The 18,084-nt window shown below is 64.2% G+C and carries 18 protein-coding genes; 6 read left to right on the forward strand and 12 right to left on the reverse strand.

Annotation, left to right across the window (positions count from 1 at the left end; translation table 11 throughout):
- Window positions 1–38 precede the first annotated feature (38 nt).
- A complete protein-coding gene (locus tag QRN59_RS11985; protein WP_284982735.1) occupies window positions 39–614 on the reverse strand; it encodes a single-stranded DNA-binding protein in 576 nt (191 codons plus the stop codon).
- Window positions 615–669: 55 nt separating this feature from the next.
- The gene (gene rpsF / locus QRN59_RS11990; protein WP_028267876.1) at window positions 670–975 is read right to left on the reverse strand and encodes a 30S ribosomal protein S6; all 306 of its coding nucleotides are present in this window, start codon (window positions 973–975) and stop codon (window positions 670–672) included.
- Window positions 976–1,234: 259 nt separating this feature from the next.
- Here rpsF and QRN59_RS11995 point away from each other — a divergent pair, with 259 nt between their 5' ends.
- Together QRN59_RS11995 and QRN59_RS12000 are read left to right on the forward strand one after the other, a co-directional pair.
- Entirely contained in the window at window positions 1,235–1,573 is a 339-nt protein-coding gene (locus tag QRN59_RS11995) for a YnfA family protein (protein ID WP_284982736.1), read from the forward strand.
- Window positions 1,574–1,609: 36 nt separating this feature from the next.
- A complete protein-coding gene (locus tag QRN59_RS12000; RefSeq protein WP_284982737.1) occupies window positions 1,610–2,281 on the forward strand; it encodes a DUF1345 domain-containing protein in 672 nt (223 codons plus the stop codon).
- A gap of 32 nt (window positions 2,282–2,313) precedes the next feature.
- Here QRN59_RS12000 and QRN59_RS12005 read toward each other — a convergent pair whose 3' ends face one another.
- From QRN59_RS12005 to QRN59_RS12030, 6 genes are all read right to left on the reverse strand, one after another.
- Complete coding sequence (locus QRN59_RS12005; RefSeq protein WP_284982738.1) at window positions 2,314–3,615, reverse strand: M18 family aminopeptidase; 1,302 nt, start codon at window positions 3,613–3,615, stop codon at window positions 2,314–2,316.
- A gap of 125 nt (window positions 3,616–3,740) precedes the next feature.
- A complete protein-coding gene (locus tag QRN59_RS12010; RefSeq protein WP_284982739.1) occupies window positions 3,741–4,436 on the reverse strand; it encodes a response regulator in 696 nt (231 codons plus the stop codon).
- A complete protein-coding gene (locus tag QRN59_RS12015; RefSeq protein WP_284982740.1) occupies window positions 4,433–5,719 on the reverse strand; it encodes a sensor histidine kinase in 1,287 nt (428 codons plus the stop codon). The genes QRN59_RS12010 and QRN59_RS12015 overlap by 4 nt, the downstream gene beginning before the upstream one ends.
- Before the next feature lie 64 nt (window positions 5,720–5,783).
- Window positions 5,784–6,674 carry an ABC transporter permease gene (locus tag QRN59_RS12020; protein ID WP_284982741.1) on the reverse strand — a complete coding sequence of 297 codons (891 nt, stop codon included), beginning with the start codon at window positions 6,672–6,674 and terminating at the stop codon, window positions 5,784–5,786.
- Window positions 6,671–7,669, reverse strand: a complete 999-nt coding sequence (locus tag QRN59_RS12025; protein ID WP_284982742.1) for an ABC transporter ATP-binding protein — start codon at window positions 7,667–7,669, stop codon at window positions 6,671–6,673. Before QRN59_RS12025 ends, QRN59_RS12020 begins: the two co-directional genes overlap by 4 nt.
- Window positions 7,670–7,836: 167 nt before the next feature.
- On the reverse strand, window positions 7,837–9,333 hold the full coding sequence (locus QRN59_RS12030) for a bifunctional phosphatase PAP2/diacylglycerol kinase family protein (protein WP_284982743.1): 1,497 nt from the start codon (window positions 9,331–9,333) through the stop codon (window positions 7,837–7,839).
- Between the two features lie 158 nt (window positions 9,334–9,491).
- Between QRN59_RS12030 and QRN59_RS12035 the strand changes: the two genes are divergently transcribed.
- From QRN59_RS12035 to QRN59_RS12050, 4 genes are read left to right on the forward strand one after another with little or no spacing between them, the layout of a single operon-like run.
- Complete coding sequence (locus tag QRN59_RS12035; protein ID WP_284982744.1) at window positions 9,492–11,030, forward strand: efflux RND transporter periplasmic adaptor subunit; 1,539 nt, start codon at window positions 9,492–9,494, stop codon at window positions 11,028–11,030.
- A gap of 6 nt (window positions 11,031–11,036) precedes the next feature.
- The gene (locus QRN59_RS12040; protein ID WP_284982745.1) at window positions 11,037–11,765 is read left to right on the forward strand and encodes an ABC transporter ATP-binding protein; all 729 of its coding nucleotides are present in this window, start codon (window positions 11,037–11,039) and stop codon (window positions 11,763–11,765) included.
- Window positions 11,762–13,009: an ABC transporter permease gene (locus QRN59_RS12045; protein ID WP_284982746.1), complete on the forward strand. Its 1,248-nt coding sequence runs from the start codon at window positions 11,762–11,764 to the stop codon at window positions 13,007–13,009. The genes QRN59_RS12040 and QRN59_RS12045 overlap by 4 nt, the downstream gene beginning before the upstream one ends.
- A 58-nt stretch (window positions 13,010–13,067) precedes the next feature.
- Entirely contained in the window at window positions 13,068–13,481 is a 414-nt protein-coding gene (locus QRN59_RS12050; protein WP_284982747.1) for a hypothetical protein, read from the forward strand.
- A 72-nt stretch (window positions 13,482–13,553) separates the two neighbouring features.
- Here QRN59_RS12050 and QRN59_RS12055 read toward each other — a convergent pair whose 3' ends face one another.
- The 4 genes from QRN59_RS12055 to QRN59_RS12070 form a co-directional block, all read right to left on the reverse strand.
- Entirely contained in the window at window positions 13,554–14,747 is a 1,194-nt protein-coding gene (locus tag QRN59_RS12055; protein WP_284982748.1) for an MFS transporter, read from the reverse strand.
- The gene (locus QRN59_RS12060; RefSeq protein ID WP_284982749.1) at window positions 14,744–15,514 is read right to left on the reverse strand and encodes a DeoR/GlpR family DNA-binding transcription regulator; all 771 of its coding nucleotides are present in this window, start codon (window positions 15,512–15,514) and stop codon (window positions 14,744–14,746) included. The genes QRN59_RS12055 and QRN59_RS12060 overlap by 4 nt, the downstream gene beginning before the upstream one ends.
- 236 nt (window positions 15,515–15,750) lie before the next feature.
- The gene (locus tag QRN59_RS12065; RefSeq protein WP_284982750.1) at window positions 15,751–17,433 is read right to left on the reverse strand and encodes an ABC-F family ATP-binding cassette domain-containing protein; all 1,683 of its coding nucleotides are present in this window, start codon (window positions 17,431–17,433) and stop codon (window positions 15,751–15,753) included.
- A gap of 33 nt (window positions 17,434–17,466) precedes the next feature.
- Window positions 17,467–18,063, reverse strand: coding sequence for a TetR/AcrR family transcriptional regulator (locus QRN59_RS12070; protein WP_284982751.1), 597 nt, complete (start codon window positions 18,061–18,063; stop codon window positions 17,467–17,469).
- Window positions 18,064–18,084 lie beyond the last annotated feature (21 nt).

Here is an 18,084-nt window from a genome sequence, read left to right on the forward strand (position 1 = left end):
ACGTCCGGCGGGTTCCGGCGTCGAACTTTTATGAGTATTTAGAAGGGAGGTTCGGAATCCGGGCCGTTGCCCCATCCACCCGCATTGCTGACACCCGGGGTAGCCCAGGGGTCTTCCTGCGGTGCGGATTGGCCGCCGCCCCACGTTCCGCCGGAGTTGCCGCCCTGGCTTGCACTAGCGCCGCCACCTCCGAAGCCGCCGCTGTTGTTGCCGCCGCCGAAGCCGCCCTGACCACCCTGACCGCCGGAGCGCTGGGTGCGGTTGACCTTGGCGTTGGCGTAACGCAGGCTCGGGCCGATTTCATCGACTTCGAGCTCGATAACGGTGCGCTTCTCGCCTTCCTTGGTTTCGTAGGAACGGCTCTTCAGGCGGCCGGAAACGATCACGCGCATGCCCTTGGTGAGGGATTCGGCGACATTTTCAGCTGCTTCGCGCCATACCGATGCGCGGAGGAACAGGGTTTCCCCGTCCTTCCACTCATTGGACTGGCGGTCGAAGGTCCGGGGAGTAGACGCGATGGTGAAGTTCGCTACCGCCGAGCCTGACGGTGTGAACCGCAGTTCGGGGTCATTGGTGAGATTACCGATGACCGTAATAGTGGTTTCGCCTGCCATCTACTGCCTCCTTGTTCGTTCCTGCGGGGTAAAGAATGAAAGCCGGGAGCTGAAATTACTCAGCAACGACCTTCTGCTCTTCGGGGCGGGTGATCTTGGTGCGCATGATGGTCTCGTTGAGACTCAGCTGGCGGTCAAGTTCCTTGGCGGTTTCCGGCTTGGCGGTGAAGTTCACCACAGCGTAGATACCTTCGGACTTCTTCTTGATGTCGTAAGCGAGGCGACGGCGGCCCCAGATGTCAACCTTTTCGATGGTTCCACCATCGGTGGTGATGACATTGAGGAACTTCTGAAGCGACGGCTCTACGGTACGCTCTTCGACCTCGGGGTCGATGATTACCATCAATTCGTAAGGACGCATATGTGAACCCACCTCCTTTGGGCTAAGCGGTTACGGCATTTCCGTAACAGGAGGTTCATTTGCGATGAACAGTGCTGCTGGCCGCTTCCAGAAGCGGAAGCAGGGCGCAGCACAGACTTCAATATCTTAGTCCATTTCCCGCCTCCAAGCCTATTCGGCGTGTCGGCAAGGTGGAATGCGCGGCGTCGCGTATGTGGATAACCCAAGTATGTGGATGACCCGCGTGGAACCGCCGCGCCAGGACAGGCAGACTGAACCCATGACCATCCTCAAATCCACTGCCCTTTTTGTCCTCGCGGCCATCGCCGAGATCGGCGGGGCCTGGCTGGTATGGCAATCGGTCAAGGAGGCCAAGCCCTGGTGGTGGGCAGGCCTCGGAATCGTGGCCCTCGGCATCTACGGATTCGTGGCGGCTTTCCAGCCGGACGCGCATTTCGGCCGCGTGCTTGCCGCTTACGGCGGCGTGTTCATCGCCGGATCCTTGGCTTGGGGAATGCTCCTTGACGGCTTCCGGCCGGACCGCTGGGACATTGTCGGAGCTATGATCTGCCTTCTGGGCGTCGCGGTGATTATGTTCGCGCCGCGATCGGGGAATTGAAGGCCGTCGTGCCGGCCCTCGTGCCATGATCTGACTATGAACGCCGCAGCAAAGAACAACCGTCCGAAGTCTGCCCGTGCCAAACGTTCCCAATTGCGATTTTGGCTCATGATCGTTACCGGCATCGCTGCGGCCTTAGCGACCGGACTATGGGGTCAGTGGATCTACGCACCCGCCGCGGGCTGGGCAGTGGCCGCGGCGGTCTACAACGTTTTCGTGTGGACGGTCATCACCCCGATGAAAGCCGATCAGACGAGAAGCCATGCCACGGAAGAAGATCCACGGCGCTCCACCGCCGACCTCCTCATCCTGTGTGCCGCCGTCGGTTCGCTCGCCGCCGTCGTGCTGGTGATGATCGGCGCCAAGGACGCGCACGGATTCGACAAATTCATGCTTGCCCTGCTCGCCCTCGGCGGCGCGGTGGCGTCGTGGCTCCTGGTGCACACCCTCTTCACCTTGCGCTATGCCGAGGTGTACTACACGTCCGATCCGCCCCGCGGCATCGAATTCAACCAAAAAGAACCGCCGCAATACACGGATTTCGCCTACATGGCGTTCAGCCTCGGGATGACCTATCAAGTCTCGGACACGTCGATCACCACCAGGACAATGCGGTCCGCCGCCTTGCGGCACAGCCTGCTCGCCTACGTTTTCGGCGTCGGGATCCTGGCCACCACCATCAACCTCGTGGTGAGCCTTGCGTCCTGAGCCGGGCCGCCTTAGCCGGAGCTTGAGTAAAGCTAGATCGCTGTCCGGAAGAACAACTCCGCCACCGTGGCCAGGTGGCGCGGGTCCTCAACGCCGCATAGCTCGCGTGCCGAGTGCATCGACAGAAGGGGCACGCCGACGTCGACCGTCCGGATCCCCAGGCGGGTAGCCGTCAGCGGACCGATGGTAGAGCCGCACGGGACGTCGTTGTTGGAGACGAACTCCTGGTAGGGGATGCCCGCCTCGCCGCAGAGCCGGGCCCAGAATGCCGCGCCGGTGGCGTCCGTGGCGTAACGCTGGTTGGCGTTGATCTTGAGAAGTGGTCCGCCGTTGAGGATGGGCCGGTTGGCGGGATCGTGCCGCTCGGGGTAGTTGGGGTGGACGGCGTGGCCGGCATCCGCAGAAACACAGAACGACGCCGACAACGCCTGGCGCCGTTCACTCACCGTCGCGCCGAATCCGTCGGAGATCCGGGTGAGGATGTCTTCGAGGATGGGTCCGCAGGCGCCGGAGCGCGAGGCGGAGCCGATTTCTTCGTGGTCGAAGGCGGCAAGGACCGCAATAGGACCGCCGGCCGGCGCACCTGCGGCCGCGTGCGCAATGAGTGCCGCAAGCCCGGCGTGGGTCGACGAGAGGTTGTCGAGCCGTCCTGAAGCGAAGAACTCGCCCTTTGCGCCGAACTGCTCAGGCGCCTGGGTGTCCGCGACGACGACGTCATAGCCGCCGATCTGCGCGGGATCCACGGAAGCCCCGGCCACGGAGTCCGCCAGGATTGCCAACACGTCCGCGGAATCGGGATCGCCGAGGCCGAACACCGGGTTCATGTGCTGTTGCTTGTCGAGCGTGAGGCCGTCATTGACGGCCCGGTCCAGGTGGATGGCCAACTGCGGAAAGCGCAGGAGCGGTCCGGTAGCTGTCAGGTGCTGGGTGCCGTCCAGCATCACGAGCCGCCCCGCGAGCCGAAGCTCACGGTCCAGCCAGGAGTTCAACAAAGGGCCGCCGTAGACCTCAACGCCGGCCTGGAGCCAGCCGAACTTGCCTGTCGTCGGCTTGGGTTTGAGCTTGAAGGACGGAGAATCCGTGTGGGCGCCAAGGATGTTGAATGCAGTGGTCGGAGTTGCATCTTCGGGCGTCACCCAGGCGATGAGGGCTCCGTCCCGGATCACGTAGAAGCTGCCAGCCCCGCCCTCCCATGGCTGAAGTTCATCAAGGGCCGTGAAACCCGCTGCATCGAGCCGGCGCGCGGCCTCGTTGACGGCGTGGAAGCTCGACGGCGATGCGCTCACATATGCGCCAAGGTCCTGGATGTGTTCTGCAGCGGAGTTCGAAGGCATGGCTCCGAGTCTAGCCTCGGCGACGGACGACGCGGCCTCGAACCGGCGACACGGATAGTAACTGGCGATGCCGGAATTCACGCGTCGTCTGGGACTATCCGCGTCGCGACCCAGTGCCGGCAGTCCTAGTAATCCGGGTTGCTCGGGATCACGAGTCCTGTTTCGTAAGCGTAGACCACCACTTGGACCCTGTCGCGCAGATGCAGCTTGGTGAGGATCCGCCGGACGTGGGTCTTGACCGTGGCCTCGGACAGGAAGAACTTGTGGGCGATTTCCGCGTTGGACAGCCCTCCTGCGATAGCTTCCAGCATCTCGGTTTCGCGGGGCGTCAATTCTTCGAGCAGCGGATCGCGGGGCTGGGCTGTGGCCTGTCCGGGCATGCGACCCCCGCGGACGTAGGTTTCCAGGAGCCGTTGGGTGACCCTCGGAGCCACCACGGCGTCGCCGCTGGCCACAAGCCGGACGCCCTGGACCAACTCGGCAGGCGCAACATCCTTGAGCAGGAAGGCGGAAGCCCCTGCCTGCAGGCCGGAGAAGGCATATTCATCGAGGTCGAAAGTTGTCAGGATGATGATCCTGGCCTTGGATGCCGAGGCCGTGATCCGCCGTGTGGCTTCGATCCCATCCACGGCAGGCATCCGGACGTCCATGAGCACCACGTCCGGTTCCAGTTCCTCGACCTTCCGCACTGCTTCAGCGCCGTCGGAGGCTTCGCCCACTACCTCGAGGTCGTCTTCGCCTTCCAGGATGAGCCGAAATCCCATGCGCAGCAGGGGCTGGTCGTCCACCAGCAGAACCCTGATGGGAGCATTGTCAGTCATGATTTCCCCTTGTCGCCATTCCAGTTCAGCTCCGCATGGACGCGCCACCCGCCGTGGATTCCAGGGCCGGCATCCACGGTTCCAGCATAAATTCCCGCACGTTCACGCATTCCCGCGATGCCTTGGCCCGTTCCCAAGACCGCCTCTTCGGTGCCCGGATCCCGGGAGCCCCGGCCGTCGTCGAGCACTTCAATCGTGACCGAGTCGCTCTCACGCACGATCCTCACATCCACGTGGCTTGAGGAGCGGCCGTACCTGAGCACGTTCGTCAGGGATTCCTGCACGATCCGGTAGACGGTGAGCTGGAACGCCGGATCTTCAGGAAGGGCCGGACCAGTGTGGGAATAGTGCAACGGCAGCCCTGCCGTCCGGAATCCATCGAGCAGCTTGCTCAGGTCGTGCCCGGAAACCAACGGCTCCAACGGTGCCGGGCGGGCTGAGTCGTCCCGCAGCACGCCGAGGACGCGGCGCATGTCGGCCAGCGCAGTCCTGCCGGTGCGGGACAGTTCGCCAAGCACCTCACCCGCGCGCTCCGGATCCTTCTTGACCACGACGGCGGCGCCGTCCGAGAGGCTGATCATGACAGTGAGGGAGTGGGCCACGACGTCGTGCATCTCCCGGGCGATCCGGTTGCGTTCGGTGACGGAACCCAAGCGGGCCGTGCGTGCTGCCCAGGCCCTGATTTCGCTTTCGTGCTCACGCCGCTGCCGCACCGAAATGCCGATGCCGGTGGCGATCAGGTTGGACAACAAAATGCTGACCGCAGCGGCGATGTTGCTGATGAGGTGGAAATTCTCCGGAATCGCCTCTCCGTTGGATGGGGTCGCCGGGCTGGTCCACATGAACAGGTACACGAGGGTCAGCGGCAGGCTCGCCGCGCCAAACACCGTCAACGCGAATCTCCGGGTCCTCGCCACGGCCACGGCGTACAGCGCGAACCACAATCCCGCGGAGACATTCGAACCCCAGGGATTCAGCAGCGTCACGGCCACTTCGAGGACGGCAACGGCCGCAGTGACACTGAGCGGATTGCGGCGTCGAAGGAACAGGATGGCTGCAATGGCAACCAGCAGCAGGGCGGCGAACCACTTGCCATCCACGATGGAGCTGATGAACGTGGGCAGTGCCAGCAGCGAATAACAGAGCACCACCATCGCGTCCATGACCCGCGGGTGCTCAAAGAGATAGCGGCGGATCCTGCCACGGCGACGCAGCGTGATTTCAGCAAAGGACGCGTCGGCCACGTGGGCCGACGCGTCCTGTGCTGGCAACTCTTCACTCATGGCTTGAGCCTAGTGGCCTTGTCTGGAGTGGGTGTCCCTGGATAGCGAATCTGGCGATCGCGGATCAGACGTCGCGCTTCTTGAGCGCAATGAGGGCAGGAACCATGAACAAGATGACGTAGCCAAGGAACACGAGACCGCCCGCCCATGGATCCAAGGTGCCGTCTACGTGGCCGATCGACAAGAAGCGACCGCCGGCCTCACTGGGCAGGTACTGGGGGACGTACTTCCAAAATTCTCCCGGGGCGAGGCTGAGGAACTGGCCGGCGAACGGGAGGACGAACATGATGCCCACCAGGACGGTAATGCCGCCCGCCGGGTTCTTCAGCAGTGTTCCGAGCGAGAGGCCGATCAGCGCGACCCCGGAGACGTACAGGCCGCCGGTGAAGACGCTGTAGAGGACGCCGTCCGTGTTCCAGCCGAGGTCAAGGCCAAAGTTGGCGAACATGGGTGACGCCAACAGGAAGGTCACGACGCCTGCCACCAGCGAAAGGACATAGGACACCACAACCAGGACCACGGCTTTGGCACCGAAGGTGGAGAGCCGGCCGGGCGCCGCGTTCATGGTTGACCGGATCATGCCGGTGGCGTACTCGGAGGCAATGAAGAGTACCGCCAGGGAACCCATGACGAGGATGCCGATGTTGAGTCCGGCGTTCGGCAGGTTGTAGAGGTTGAATCCCGAACCTGGCGGGAAGGAGTCAACGGCTTGCTGCACCGTTTCCTTGTGACCCTGGCGGCCGACTTCGACCATCTGGTTGATGAAATTCCAGCGGACCAGCGCGGACAGAAGGCCGATGCCGACGATGGCCACGAAGGTCAGGACCAACAGGAGCTTGGTGCTCATGAGGGTCCGGAACTTGATGGATTCGGAGTTCAGTACCCGGAGGAAAGTGACGCCACCGGTCCCGGCTGACGGGATCGCATGTTTCTTGCTGACGGTAGTGGTGCTCATGACTGGATCCCTTCCATGGTGGTAGCAGACGTAGCGCCGACGCCGGCCGGGCTTCCGTCCAGAGGCCCGCCTGGCGCTGCCGGTCCGCCGGTGATGTGCGAGTGGTATTCCACCTCGTCCTTGGTCAGCTGGAAGTAGGCCTCTTCCAGCGACGACGTGAGCGGAGTGAGTTCGTAGACCAGCACCCGGTTGTCGAGGGCAAGCTCGGCGATGCGGAGCGGCTCCACTCCGTACACTTCCAGGGTTTCACGTTCGTTCTGCTCCACCCGGACACCGTCGCGGGCCAGCAACTCGGACAAGCGCGTGGTCTCCGAGGTACGGACCAAAGTGCGCTTGCGGGACTGGCTCTCAATCAGCGCGTCCACCGTGGTGTCTGCAATGATCCTGCCGCGACCGATCACAATGAGGTGATCCGCGGTCTGGGCCATCTCGGACATGAGGTGGCTGGAAATGAAGATGGTCTTGCCCTGGCTTGCCAGGTAGCGTGCAAGGTTCCTGACCCACTGGACACCCTCGGGATCCAGTCCGTTGACCGGTTCGTCGAGGATCAGCGTCTGGGGATCACCCAGGAGTGCGTTGGCGATGCCAAGCCGCTGGCCCATGCCGAGGGAGAACCCCCCGGCCTTCTTCTTGGCAACCGCGGTGAGGCCCGTCATCTCGATGACTTCCTCAACGCGCGAGTTCGGAATCCCGTGGGTAGCGGCCATGGCCCGCAGGTGGTTGTACGCGCTGCGGCTGGTGTGCACCGCCTTGGCATCGAGCAGCGCTCCCACTTGGTGGAGCGGGGCTTTGTGCTGGGAGTAATGCCGGCCGTTGACAATGACGTCGCCCGACGTCGGGCGGTCGAGACCCATGATCATGCGCATGGTGGTGGACTTGCCGGCGCCGTTCGGGCCAAGGAAGCCTGTGACTTTCCCGGGCTGTACGGTGAAGCTGATTCCGTCCACGGCTGTCTTTGCGCCGTAGACCTTCCTCAAGCCTGTTGCCTCAATCATGGAAGCGTTCCCTCCGCTTGCTGCAGCTGTGTGGTGACTGTAGGTACAACGCTAGCCACCGGCACAGCGGAATTCGCCGGTCTCAGGGATGATTCAGGGGCTGGTCAGGGTAGTCCCTATGGATGATGCCGACCGCGGCCAGGTCCTCCAGGGCACTAGGAAAAGAGCTAGGAAAGCGGCGAATACACCCGTAGGGCCCGGCGCTTCACGGTGAACTCCGCGGTCCGCACACCGGGCAACGGCTCGCCGTCGACCGCTATCACTAGCGGTTCTCCGATCGCTTCGATGCTGAGCTCCGCGGCTTCGCTGAGGTGGGTCACTTTGGATGCACCGACTGTTCCGGTGAGGATCGCCCACAGGAGGCGCAGCCGCGCAAAAGGCTCATCGGCCGTGACCATGCGGATGTCCAGCACGCCATCGTCAAGCACGGGACGCGTCAACGGCGCGAGGTCCCGCGGGTAGTAGCGGCCCCGGCCCAAATAGAGGATCCATAACTTGTGGGGGACACCGTTGATCCGGAGGGTGGTCGGCGTTGCCGCGCCGAAGGTGCGCAGGCCTGCGACAAGTCCCGCGAGTGGCTTCCCGAAGGCGGGCTGCAGCCGTTCGCGTCGCCGCACCAAGTTGGGGTAAACGCCGACGCTTGCCGTATTGAGCATGATGAGTTCAGTGGTCTCGTCCTTGCCATCGACGCCGCGGCCCGCGCTCACATGGCCCAAGTCCGTCCATGCCGCTGCTCCCGTTTTGGCGGCTTTGAGGGCCCCTTCGAGGGACCGGGCGTCCACGTCACGTGCGAAATGGTTGAGTGTTCCGCCGGGCAGCACCAGCAAAGGCAGCGAGTGCTCGACGGCGGCCGCGGCGGCAGTGCCGACAGTTCCGTCGCCGCCCCACACGCCCAAAGCCTTCGTCCCCGGCCGCCCCGCTGCGGCCCGGATTTCGGCAACCACGTCATCGCCATCGGAAATGATCCTTATATGCGCTTTGGGGAATATTTCCCGAAGCTGGGTTTCGGTCTCCGGCGAGTAGGAACCGCCAAGGGCGTTGACCGCAATGCTCAACCCCTCGCCGTCGCCGACAGCGGGCGCGTCGGCCGGTGAACGGTCCGTGGCCGGAACGGGAGGCCGGGCCGGCCACCATTTTCGCGTCAGGAGGGCCGCTCCGGCGCCGATCGCCGAGCCGAGCACGACGTCGGAGGGCCAGTGGGCGCCTGTGTGAACCCGGGAATACGCCACGCCCGCGGCAACGGGAGCCAAAATTGCACCAAGGCGGGGATTCACCAGTGCGACACCAAGAGTGAATGCGACGGCAGATGCTGAGTGCCCCGACGGCATCGAGGAGCTTGTGGGCTGCGGGTTGACAAAGCGGAAAGCCGGCAGGAGTTCGGGCAATGGCCGCGTCCGCGGAAGAAGCGTCTTGAAACCGAGATTGGTGACGGCCGACGCAACGCCAAGGGCCAGGAGTCCGTGGATCGCTGCGTTGCGGGGCTTACCCGGAAATGCCGCGCAAACGCCAGCGACGGCAAACCAGAGCTTGCCCTTGGTAGCGGCCTCCGAGAGGTTCTTCAAAACGGTGTCATGCGGGCCCTCAGGCCACCGCGAGACCGCTCGGACCGCTGCCCGATCGAGTCGCGCTATCCGCCCTGAACCCCATCGCAGCATGCTTCGCATCCCATCAGACTATCGGCGGGCTGGTTAGGATGTGGGATAGTGAGGGTCGTTCTTCCCCGCAAGCGCGTCGCAAGCGGCACGCCGAGCAGAACGTCACATAGGGTAAACCATCAGGTAGCACTCGGCATGCTCCAAGACAGCGACCATAGTCTTCGGGCATGCTCTCAAAGCCTCAACTCATCAACAGCGGCATCGGGGTGGCCGTCATCGGCATTGCCGCCGGCGCCTTCTTCGTGCTGAACGGTGTGCCGCAAACGGCCGCCGACACCACCGCCCGCACCGTCGCGGTCAGCGCCGCGGACCTCGCCGCCGTCTCTACGGCGAGCGGAAACGTCTCGCCCGCAAGCACGACGGTCATCAACGCTCAGAACTGCACCGGGCCCATCGCCACGGTTTCCGCCGTGACCGGTCAGCAGGTCACCGCCGGGCAGGTACTGGTCACCATTGATCCGACGAACGCCCAGAACGCCCTAGCAGTTGCCCAGGCCCAACTGGATTCCGCCGCAGCCCAGGCAAACCAACAGCAGGCCTCAGCCAACAACCAGGTAGCTTCGGCGAACCAGAGCCTGGCCAACGCCCAGCAAACGGCCAACCTCGACGCGAGCCAGCAAGCCAGCGCGGTGGCCGCCGCCCAGACAGCCGTGAACAATGACAATGCGACTGTCGCTGCGGCCCAGACCGCTGCCAGTGCCCAGCCCAGCAGCCAGCCGGCGCAGAACGCGCTCAGCGCGGCACAGGCCCAGCTGGCGAAGGATAACCAAGCACTGACCCAGGCAGCCAACCAGCAAGCCAGCTCGGCCCTCAAGGACAAAGAGCAGATCGCCTCGGCCGCGACGGCCCTCAATTCCGCCCAGAGCGGCGGAGGCGCCACGTCCAACACTACGTCTGCCCAGATAGCAGTCGACACTGCTACCAAGAACCTGGCGTCCTGCTCACTCGCGGCCCCGGTTTCAGGAACTGTCACCGCCGTGAACGCCGTGGTCGGAGGCAACGCCGGAAGCAGCTCCGGTTCTTCCGGGTCTTCCGGTTCCGGCTCTTCCGGAGCTTCCGGTTCCTCGAGCAGCACTTCCACAAGCGCCGCGAGCACATCGTCCTCGGGACTGATCACCATCAGCGACACCGCGCACCTGCAGGTCATCGCCAACTTCGCCGAATCCGACATTGCCGCCATGAAGACCGGCGACTCGGCCACCTTCACCTTCCCGGCACTCAAGACAGACCCCTCCGCGGCCCCGGTCACAGGTACCATCACGGCAATCGCCCAGAACGCTACAACCACCAACAACGTGGTCAGCTACCCCGTGACGATCTCCATCACGAACCCCCCGGCTGCCCTCCGGCTCGGCCAGAGCGCAAACATCTCCGTGACCACGGCGACTGCCAAGAACGCCTTGGCGGTGCCATCGCTGGCCATCACCACCACGGGAACCAAGCAGACCGTCAACGTGATGAGGAACGGGACCACGACGGCGGTGACCATCACCACCGGGATCACGGACAACGGCCGCACCCAGGTGCTCACGGGACTCAGTGCGGGCGATCAGGTTGAACTCCCGGCCATCTCCTCCACCCTGGACACCACCGGCACTACCGGACGAACCGGAGCGGGCGGACTTGGCGGTACGGGTGGATTCGGTGGCACAGGCGGCGCCGGAGTTACGGGCGGCACCGGTGGCACACGTGGAAATGGCGGGTAAGCAGCCGTGAACGACGCTGTAATCCAACTGGACTCCGTGAGCAAGATCTATGGCAAAGGGGAGGCCGAAGTACGGGCACTCGATTCCGTCAGCATCTCCATTGACCGGGGCGACTTCGTGGCCATCATCGGCGCCTCGGGCTCCGGAAAATCCACCATGATGAACATCATCGGTTGCCTTGACGGCGCGACCCAGGGGACTTATCACCTGGACGGCATCGATACCGGGACCCTGGACGAATTCCAGCTCGCGCAGATCCGCAACCGGAAAATCGGCTTCGTCTTCCAGAACTTCAACCTGATACCGCGCACGCGGGCCGTGGACAACGTCTCGATGCCGCTCGCCTACGCAAAAGTGCACCGCAAGGAACGGCGCGATCGGGCCTTGGAAGTGCTCGATTCAGTGGGATTGGCGGAACGGGCCGACCACAAGCCTTCACAGCTCTCCGGTGGACAGCAACAGCGTGTTGCCATCGCCCGGGCGCTCGTGACCAACCCGGTGCTGTTGTTGGCCGACGAGCCTACGGGAGCCTTGGACACCAAGTCCTCGCACGAAATCCTGGATCTCTTCGAGTCCCTGCACGCCAACGGCCGGACCATCGTGATGATCACCCACGAGGCGGACGTCGCGGCGCGGGCCAACCGTGTGGTGCGATTCCAGGACGGGCACATCATTGAGGACCACAGGATCCGCGCCGTTAATGCGCATCCTATGGCGACGGCGGTGCCGGCATGATGATCGCCGAATCCGTTCGCTTCGCCCTGACCGGGGTGATGGCCAACAAGATGCGCTCCATCCTCACCACCCTGGGCATTTTGATCGGCATCGCCTCCGTCATCGTCCTGCTGGCCGTGGGCGCCGGAACCTCCAACGCCATCAAGGCCCAGATCGGCAAGCTGGGAACCAACGTGCTGACCGTGAGCCGCCAGACGACGGCTGGCGGCCGCGCAGCAGGCGGCGGACAAGCCGTCACCGGTCCGCGGTCCCGTGGCACCAACCTCACGCTCCAGGACATGGCCGCGCTGACAGATCCCGTCATGGCCCCCGACGTCGCCGCGACGGCGCCGGTGGTCACGGCACAGAACGTCACGGGTACTTACCAGGACGCAACCCATGCGGTCGCAACGTTCGTGGGGACCACGCCGTCGTACTTTTCCATTTCGAACGACACGCTCGCGGCGGGGTCCTACTTCAGCGACGGTGACGCCAGCAGCGGCACCGCAGTGGCCGTGATCGGCAATACGGTTGCGCAGGACCTGGTGGGCAGCTCGGTGACCTCGGCCGTGGGGCAGACGATCGCCCTCAACGGCCAGAACTTCGTGGTCTCCGGCGTCCTGGCCCAAAAGGGGTCCTCGGGCCTCAACGATCCAGACGACATTGTGGTGATCCCTTACAGTGCGGCCCAGGACAAGTTCACCGGATACTCGCCGTCGCTTGCCTCCATCACTGTCCAGGCGAAGTCAGCGGACGTGATGAACCAGGCCCAGAACGAGGTCCAGATGATCCTCGATGCCAGGCACAACGTCACCTCCGCCAACCGTGACTATCAAGTGCGCAACCAGGCGCAGATCCTCACGACAGCCACCACCACCACGGCCACGCTGACCATCCTCTTGGGTGCCGTGGCCGGCATTTCGCTCCTGGTGGGCGGAATCGGCGTCATGAACATCATGCTCGTCACGGTCACCGAACGTACCCGCGAAATCGGTATCCGCAAGGCAATCGGAGCCTCGCGGGGCAGCATCGTGAGCCAGTTCCTAATCGAATCGCTCATCATTTCGCTGATCGGCGGGGTGCTGGGAATTGCCGCGGGATACATCGGCAGCGCCTTCCCCCTGCTGGGAACGCAACCCGAAGTCCAGTGGTGGACCGTGTGGCTGTCGTTCCTGGTATCCGCGGCGATTGGCCTGGTTTTCGGAATCTACCCGGCCAACAAGGCGGCGAAGCTACGGCCGATCGACGCCCTGCGGTACGAATAACGCCGCCCACAGTTCCACCTCCAGCAACTAAAAGAAACAGCCAACAGGAGATCCAAAAATGTCCTACTCAGCACCGGAGCCCGGTTCCGCAAACCAGCCGGAGCCCCAGCAGCCCTACACCCAACAGGCCCACGCCGGACAGCCGACCGCGGTCCTGCAGGCCACCGGCCAGGAACCCACCGGACAGGGTTGGGGCCAACCCCAGATGCCGGAGCCGTTCGTGCCCAAGAAGCGATTCAAGATGGGTCGCCTGACGCAGATCCTCCTTGCCGTGCTGCTGGTCGCCGTCGGGTTCTTTGCCGGCGTCGGCGTCACTAAGGCAATGGACGCGGGCCAGGCCCGTCCCGGCCGCGGCCAGTTCCAGAACTTCAACGGCCAGGGCGGCCAAGGCCGGAACCGGCAGAGCGGCGCTCCCACTAACGGGGCATCGCCGAGCGCTGTTCCTTCGGCACCCGCCACCTCAGCGCCGTAACACACCCAACTGCTCCCCAACTGACTCGCAGTTGTTGTCGTTTTGACGCCTCATAACGACAACAACTGCGGGTCAGTTGCTTTTCGCCAAAGGTTTCGCGGCGCCTGCCAGCCACAGGGCAATCAGGATCGGCGCCCCGATGGCAAGCAGGGCCATGCGGATGCCGGTGTGGTCACCCAGGTATCCCAGAAGCGGCGGCCCGGCTAGAAACGCCACATAACCAATCGTCGACACCACCGAAACGCGTGCGGCTGCGTGTCTCGGATCATCGGCAGCAGCGGACATGCCCATGGGGAAGGCCAAGGCTGCGCCGATACCCCAAAGAGCCGCACCCACCCCGGCAAGGATAAGATCGCCCGCGAAAACGAAGAGAGCCAGGCCCACTGCTGCGGCGGCCATGCTGACCCGCAGCACTGCTACGCGTCCGAACCTGTCGATCGCACGGCCACCAAGGAAACGCATCAGGGTCATCGCCGCCACGAAGAGCGCAAACAATAGAGCGCCCGTGGATTCGGATGTATTCAGGCCGTCCACCGAGGCCTTGGCGATCCAGTCGTTCCCAGCGCCTTCCGTGAGGGTCGCTCCGAGCACCACCACGCCGATCAAGAGGGTGCGGGAGTCCCGCCAGGCCGACGGACCCTTGACAGCGGGCGCGCCGCCGTCGGGCATTGTTCCTGTGGTTTCGCGGGGCATGAAGTAACGCGGCGCCGTCAACGCGAGAAGAACCACGACGCCCGCAATGACCAGCAACTGCTCCGGAAGTCCAACGCCGATCTCGGAAAGCCACGCACCAATCAGCGCGCCCACAAAGGCGCCTCCGCTAAAAGCGGCGTGGAACTGCGGCATGATGGTGCGCCCGAGCCGGTGTTCGACGTCGGCCCCTTCGATATTCTGCGAAACATCCCACAGGCCGACCCCCACACCGAAGAAAAACAGCGCCAGCGCAGTGGCGGCCACGGATCCGGCCATCAAGGAGAACGCGATAGCCGCTCCGGCTGAGGCGGCCAGGAGTCCGGCGGCGCGGACGGTATGGGCCGTACCGATCCTGCCCACAACCCAGCCCGCGGAAGGCAGCGCCACAAGGGACCCGACGGCGGTACACAGCAGGAGGGTGCCCATTTGTCCGGATGTCAGGTGCAGGGTCTGGGTGACGGCGGGTATGCGGGCCGCCCAGCTGGCAAAAACCAGCCCGTTCATGCCGAAAACCAGGAAAGTGGCGATTGCCGCGGCTTTGACGTTCGGGGCAGTTCGGGTGCTGGTGGTCATACGATCACAACTTCCACGGAGAGATTTTCAAGTAGGGTGCGTTCTTCAGTGCTTGGCTTCCGGTCCGTCACAATGACATCTACCGCGTCCATCGCTGCAACCAAGGCCACAGCCTGTGCATTCCATTTACTTCCAGTGCAGGCCACGATCACCCGGCCGGCCGATTCCAGGCCTGCCCGCTTAATCGCGGCGTCCTCGAGATCGTGCGCCAGAAGGCCGTCCTTGAGGTTGATGGCACACGGGGTGACGACGGCGGCGTCAAAGCGCAGGGAGCGGATATTGGCCTCTGCCATCGGTCCCCGGAATGACTGCTCGCCGGGAACGAGGCTGCCGCCGGGCAACAAGAGACCCGGACGCCGTACGGAGGGAAGGTCCACGGCCAGGAACTCCACCGCACGAAGGGACATCGGCATGATGGTCAATTCCCTCGGCGCCAGCCGGCGCGCGATCTCAGTTGCCGTGGAACCGCTGTCCAGCCAGACGTGGTCGCGGTCGCGGAGAAGCCGTTCGACCCCGACGGCGATTCTCTCCTTGGCGTCCTGGTCCTCGAGTTCGCGCTGCCCATAGCCGGGGTTGTCGCCGCGGTCCACCAGGCTGCGGGCCCCGCCATGCACCCGGCGAAGGACACCGTGGGAGGCGAGGATCTCGAGGTCGCGCCGGATAGTGGCACCCGATGCTCCGCATTCGGCAACGAGTTCGTCAACGGTGATCTCTTCGCGCTTGCGCAGCAGCTCGCCAATGAGCCGGTGGCGGTCAGCAGTCCTCATGCTCATATGTTATCCAGAAATGATCATTTCACCATCTTTGATGATCATATGGGCAAGTCGAGTTCGGAAGGCACGTTGGGTGCCGATCGGCTCAGTCGCTCGCTCACCTTTGAGGTGTTTCAGGCAGACGCTCGCTCACTAGAGGTGAGCGAGCGTTCCGAAAAACGCACCAAAGGTGAGCGGGCGCCCTCAGGCCTGGGGCGGCGTCGTGCGCGGCCGGGGGAGTCGGCCGGAAGCTAGCGCGCCCGCTCTACCCGGGACTCGTCCCAGACTGGCTCGGCGGATTCGTAGACTTTGCCGTCCGATCCGAAGACGAGGAAACGGTCGAAGGACTTCGCGAACCAGCGATCGTGCGTGACGGCCAGGACGGTGCCCTCGAACGCGTCGATGGCACGCTCCAAGGCCTCGCCCGAGTGCAGGTCCAGGTTGTCCGTGGGTTCGTCCAGGAGAAGGAGCGTGGCGCCGGACAGCTGGAGGAGCAGGATCTGGAAGCGCGCCTGCTGCCCGCCGGAAAGCGACTCGTACTTCTGCTCGGCCGAGCCCACCAGTCCGTAGGAGTCGAGCGCCCCGGAAGCAGCCTCGCGGCCCAGCCCGGAACGGTGTTCGTCACCCCGGTGCAGGATGTCCAGGAGCGTCCGGCCCAGGAGGTCCGGACGGGAATGGGTCTGGGCGAAGAATCCGGGACGGATCCTGGCACCCAGCTTGACGGTGCCTTCGTGTGGAACTTCGGCGATCTCGACGTCGGAAACGGGCAAATGCTCCCGCTCCGGGTCAGTGCCGCCAGCAGCCAGGAGCCGCAGGAAGTGGCTCTTCCCCGAGCCATTGGAACCCAGCACGCCCACGCGGTCCCCGAACCATATCTCTGTGGAGAACGGCTTCATGAGGCCCGTGAGTTCAAGCTTTTCAGCCACCACGGCGCGTTTGGCCGTCCGGCCCCCCTTGAGGCGCATGTGCACGTTCTGCTCCAGCGGCAGGGCTTCGGGCGGTCCGGCCTCCAGGAACTTGGCGAGCCGCGTTTGGGCGGCTTGGTACTTGTTGGCCATGTCCGAGCGGAATGCGGCCTTGGTCTTGTACATGATGACGAGTTCCTTGAGCTTCAGGTGCTCCTCGTCCCAGCGCTTGCGGAGTTCCTCGAAGCGCGCGTTGCGGTCGATACGCGCGTCCACATAGGTGCCGAAACCGCCGCCGTGCACCCAGGCGCCGGCGCCGTTGATGCCGGGTTCAAGCGTCACAATGCGGCCCGCGGCGTTGTTGAGCAGCTCGCGGTCGTGGCTGATGAAGAAGACCGTCTTCTTGGATTCGTTGAGCTTGCTTTCGAGCCAACGCTTGCCCGGAACATCGAGGTAGTTGTCCGGTTCGTCGAGGAGCAGCAGCTGATCCGGTCCCGAAAACAGTGCCTCAAGCACCAGCCGCTTCTGCTCGCCGCCCGAAAGGCTCGACGCCGGGCGGTGCTGTGCGCGGTCAAAGGGGATGCCGAGTGCGGCCATGCAGACCTCATCCCAGACCGTCTCGACGTCGTATCCTCCGGCGTCTCCCCAGTCCACGATCGCTTGGGCGTACCGCATCTGGGTGGGCTCGTCGTCGTGCTCCATCATGGCGAGCTCGGCGTCCTCGACTGCCTTCGCGGCCGCGGCGAGGGCCGGCGGCGCGGCTGAAACGAGCAGGTCACGCACGGTGGATTCATCGCGTACCTGCCCGACGAACTGTCGCATGATGCCCATGGTGCCGGAACGTCCCACCACTCCTTCGTCAGGCGTGAGATCGCCGGAGATGATCTTGAACAGGGTGGTCTTTCCCGTTCCGTTGGGCCCGATCAAGGCTGTTTTGCTACCGTCCGGGACCTTGAAGGTCACACCGTTGAGCAGCTGGGTGCCGTCGGAGAGGAAGTAGTCGATGCCTGAAACGTCAATATGGGCCACTGCCCAATCTTCCCACGGACCACGTGGGACTCCTTAGTCGCCGGCTTCGCTCACCAATACCGGCCGTTCGCCGGCAACGTTGCCAGTGAGATAGCGCTGGATCGTCGGCCCCAGCGCTCGGACGACGACGGCGTGGGGCGCCGAAGCGATCGGCTCGAGTTTGATCAGGTAACGGGTCAGGATGAGTCCGGAAAGCTGCGATGCCACCAGGTTTCCGCGCCACGATGCCTCTTCCGCGGGCACCCCAAGGCCGGCCAGAAGCGGATTGATGGCCCGGTTGAGGATGAACTCGCGGACCAGCGCGGCACTCCATTCGTGTTGCATCGCCGTCCGCAGGACCGCGACGCCGGCTGCCCCAGCGGGCGAGTCCCACACGGTCAGGAAGCGCGTCACCAGCCTCTCGCCGACGTCCGCCCGCGGCCCGCTCAGGACAGCCGATACGTGGTCCTTGGGGTCCACGGGTGATTCGAGCGCAGCCATGAACAGCTGCTCCTTGGTGCCGAAATGATGGTTGATCATGGATGGATCCACGCCGGCCTCGGCCGCGATGGCCCGGACTGTTGCGGCGTCATATCCTTTGCGGCTGAACTGTTCGCGGGCGGCACGGAGAACCGCGTCCCGGCTGCTCACTTGTCCCGGGCGGCGGCCCCT

This window comes from Arthrobacter sp. efr-133-TYG-118, assembly GCF_030209755.1.
Lineage (GTDB): Bacteria > Actinomycetota > Actinomycetes > Actinomycetales > Micrococcaceae > Arthrobacter.